This window comes from Ralstonia pickettii (assembly GCF_000607165.1).
GTDB lineage: Bacteria > Pseudomonadota > Gammaproteobacteria > Burkholderiales > Burkholderiaceae > Ralstonia > Ralstonia holmesii.
The window spans coordinates 1-3,263 of sequence record NZ_JFZG01000036.1; the positions used below are offsets into that span (position 1 = coordinate 1).

Consider the following 3,263-nt stretch of genomic DNA (forward strand, 5'->3'; position numbering starts at 1 on the left):
TACAGGAACATCGGTTTGGGCGACATTGCCCGTTACCGCTTGCCCTGGGCCGGTAAGGTGTCCATCTTGCACCGTGCCAGCGGTGCGCTGATGTTCCTTCTTCTTCCGTTCGTGCTGTACTTGTTCGAGCAAAGTCTCACGTCGGAAATCAGTTTCGCCAAGTTCACGGCGCTTCTGTCCAACAGCTTTGCCAAGGTTGTCGTCCTTGCCCTCATCTGGGCATACCTGCACCACTTCTGCGCAGGTGTCCGTTACCTGATCCTCGATCTGCATATCGGCATCGACAAGGCTTCGGCCTCCAAGTCGGCTGTGAGCGTGCTGATCGTCAGCCTGCTGCTGACCGTCGTGTTCGGCGCCAAGCTGTTCGGCCTGTTCTGAGGAGTCGAATGATGGCAAATAACAATATCGGTCCCAAGCGCCTCGTTGTCGGCGCGCACTACGGCCTGAAGGACTTCCTCGCACAGCGCGTCACCGCCGTGATCATGGCGGTCTACACCGTCGTGCTGCTGGCTGCGTTCCTGCTCTCCAAGGACACGTCTTACCAAAGCTGGGCGGGGCTGTTCTCCAACCAGTGGATGAAGATGCTGACGTTCCTGGCGTTCGTGTCGCTCACGTATCACGCCTGGATCGGTGTGCGTGACATCTGGATGGACTACGTGAAGCCCGTGGCAGTGCGTTTGACGCTGCAAGTGTTGACGATTCTGTGGCTCGTTGGTTGTGCGGGCTACGCAGCTCAGATTCTCTGGAGGGTTTAAGACATGGTCGCAGTCAAGACTGGGCTGCCGCGCCGCAAATTCGACGTCGTGATCGTCGGTGCGGGCGGTTCGGGCATGCGCGCATCGCTGCAGCTGGCAGAAGCCGGCCTCTCCGTGGCCGTGCTGTCCAAGGTTTTCCCCACCCGCTCGCACACCGTTGCGGCGCAGGGTGGTATCGGTGCTTCGCTGGGCAACATGAGCGAAGACAACTGGCACTATCACTTCTACGACACCGTCAAGGGCTCCGACTGGCTCGGCGACCAGGACGCGATCGAGTTCATGTGCCGCCAGGCACCGAACGTGGTCTATGAGCTGGAACACTTCGGCATGCCGTTCGACCGCAACGCCGACGGCACCATCTACCAGCGTCCGTTCGGCGGTCACACGTCGAACTACGGCGAGAAGCCCGTGCAGCGTGCCTGCGCCGCGGCTGACCGTACCGGCCACGCGCTGCTGCATACGCTGTATCAGCGTAACGTCAAGGCCAAGACCCACTTCTTCGTCGAATGGATGGCGCTGGACCTGATTCGCGACCAGGACGGCGACGTGCTGGGCGTGACCGCGCTGGAAATGGAAACCGGCGAGGTCTACATCCTCGAAGCGAAGACGACGCTGTTCGCCACGGGCGGTGCAGGCCGCATCTACGCAGCGTCCACCAACGCCTTCATCAACACCGGTGACGGCCTGGGCATGGCAGCGCGCGCGGGTGTTCCGCTGGAAGACATGGAGTTCTGGCAGTTCCACCCGACCGGCGTGGCCGGCGCGGGCGTGCTGATCACGGAAGGTGTGCGTGGCGAGGGCGGCATCCTGCGTAACAAGGATGGCGAGCGCTTCATGGAGCGCTATGCCCCGACGCTGAAGGATCTGGCACCGCGTGACTTCGTGTCGCGCTCGATGGATCAGGAAATCAAGGAAGGCCGTGGCTGCGGCCCGAACGGCGACTACGTGCTGCTCGACCTGACCCACGTCGGCGCCGAGACCATCATGAAGCGCCTGCCGTCGATCCGCGAGATCGGCCTGAAGTTCGCCAACGTCGACGCCATCAAGGAACCGATTCCTGTGGTGCCGACCATCCACTACCAGATGGGTGGCATTCCGACGAACTATCACGGCCAGGTCGTGGTGCCGAAGAACGGCAACCCGAACGAGGTCATCAACGGCTTCTACGCGATCGGCGAATGCTCGTGCGTGTCGGTGCACGGCGCCAACCGCCTGGGCACGAACTCGCTGCTCGACCTGGTGGTGTTCGGCCGTTCGGCGGGCAACCACATCGTTGCGCAGAACCTGAAGAACCGCGAGCACAAGCCGTTGCCGGCCGATGCAGCGGACCGCGCACTGTCGCGCCTGGCCAAGCTCGATTCGTCCAGCTCGGGCGAGTACGCGCAGGACGTCGCCAACGACATCCGCCGCAACATGCAGTCGCACGCGGGCGTGTTCCGTACGCAGAAGCTGATGGATGAAGGCGTCGAGCGCATCCTGGAAGTGGCCGAGCGCGCTGGCAGCATCCACCTGAAGGACAAGTCCAAGGTGTTCAACACCGCGCGCGTCGAAGCGCTGGAAGTGGCCAACCTGGTGGAAGTGGCAAAGGCGACGATGGTGTCGGCCGCCGCCCGCAAGGAATCGCGCGGCGCACACGCACACAGCGACTTCCCGAACCGCGACGACGAAAACTGGATGAAGCACTCGCTGTGGTACAGCGAAGGCAACCGCCTCGACTACAAGCCCGTGCAGTTGAAGCCGCTGTCGGTGGAATCGGTGCCGCCCAAGGCGCGTACGTTCTAACGGATAAGAAGGGCCCACAAAAATGAAGCGTATTTTTGAAGTCTATCGCTACGATCCGGACAAGGACGCAGCGCCCCGCATGCAGACCTACGAGGTTGAGCTCGACGGTCACGAGCGCATGCTGCTCGACGCGCTGGTCAAGCTGAAGAAGCTCGACGAGTCGATCGCGTTCCGTCGCTCGTGCCGTGAAGGCGTGTGCGGCTCCGACGCCATGAACATCAACGGCAAGAATGGTCTGGCCTGCCTGACCAACATGCGTGAGCTGCCCGAGAAGATCGTGCTGCGCCCGCTGCCGGGGCTGCCCGTGGTCCGCGATCTGATCGTCGACATGACGCAGTTCTTCAACCAGTACCACTCGATCAAGCCGTACCTGATCAACGACGAGCCGCCGCCCGAGAAGGAGCGCCTGCAATCGCCGGAAGAGCGCGAAGAGCTCGACGGTCTGTACGAGTGCATTCTGTGCGCGAGCTGCTCGACGTCGTGCCCGTCGTTCTGGTGGAACCCGGACAAGTTCGTCGGCCCGGCCGGTCTGCTGCAGGCGTATCGCTTCATCGCCGACAGCCGCGACCAGGCCACCAGCGAACGTCTGGACAATCTGGAAGATCCGTACCGCCTGTTCCGTTGCCACACCATCATGAATTGCGTCGATGTGTGCCCGAAGGGTCTGAACCCGACCAAGGCCATCGGCAAGATCAAGGAATTGATGGTGCGTCGCGCGGTGTAAGC

4 protein-coding genes are annotated in these 3,263 nt (G+C 62.2%); all 4 read left to right on the plus strand.

The annotated features are described in order from the left end of the window. A partial coding sequence (sdhC, locus tag BG83_RS0126930) for a succinate dehydrogenase, cytochrome b556 subunit (protein ID WP_024979654.1) occupies positions 1-378 on the plus strand: 378 nt, incomplete at its 5' end. Positions 379-389: 11 nt separating this feature from the next. Next, a complete protein-coding gene (gene sdhD / locus BG83_RS0126935) occupies positions 390-755 on the plus strand; it encodes a succinate dehydrogenase, hydrophobic membrane anchor protein (RefSeq protein ID WP_004637532.1) in 366 nt (121 codons plus the stop codon). 3 nt (positions 756-758) lie between these two features. Beyond that, on the plus strand, positions 759-2,537 hold the full coding sequence (gene sdhA / locus BG83_RS0126940) for a succinate dehydrogenase flavoprotein subunit (RefSeq protein WP_024979655.1): 1,779 nt from the start codon (positions 759-761) through the stop codon (positions 2,535-2,537). Positions 2,538-2,559: 22 nt separating this feature from the next. Next, complete coding sequence (locus BG83_RS0126945) at positions 2,560-3,261, plus strand: succinate dehydrogenase iron-sulfur subunit (RefSeq protein ID WP_009241007.1); 702 nt, start codon at positions 2,560-2,562, stop codon at positions 3,259-3,261. Positions 3,262-3,263 lie beyond the last annotated feature (2 nt).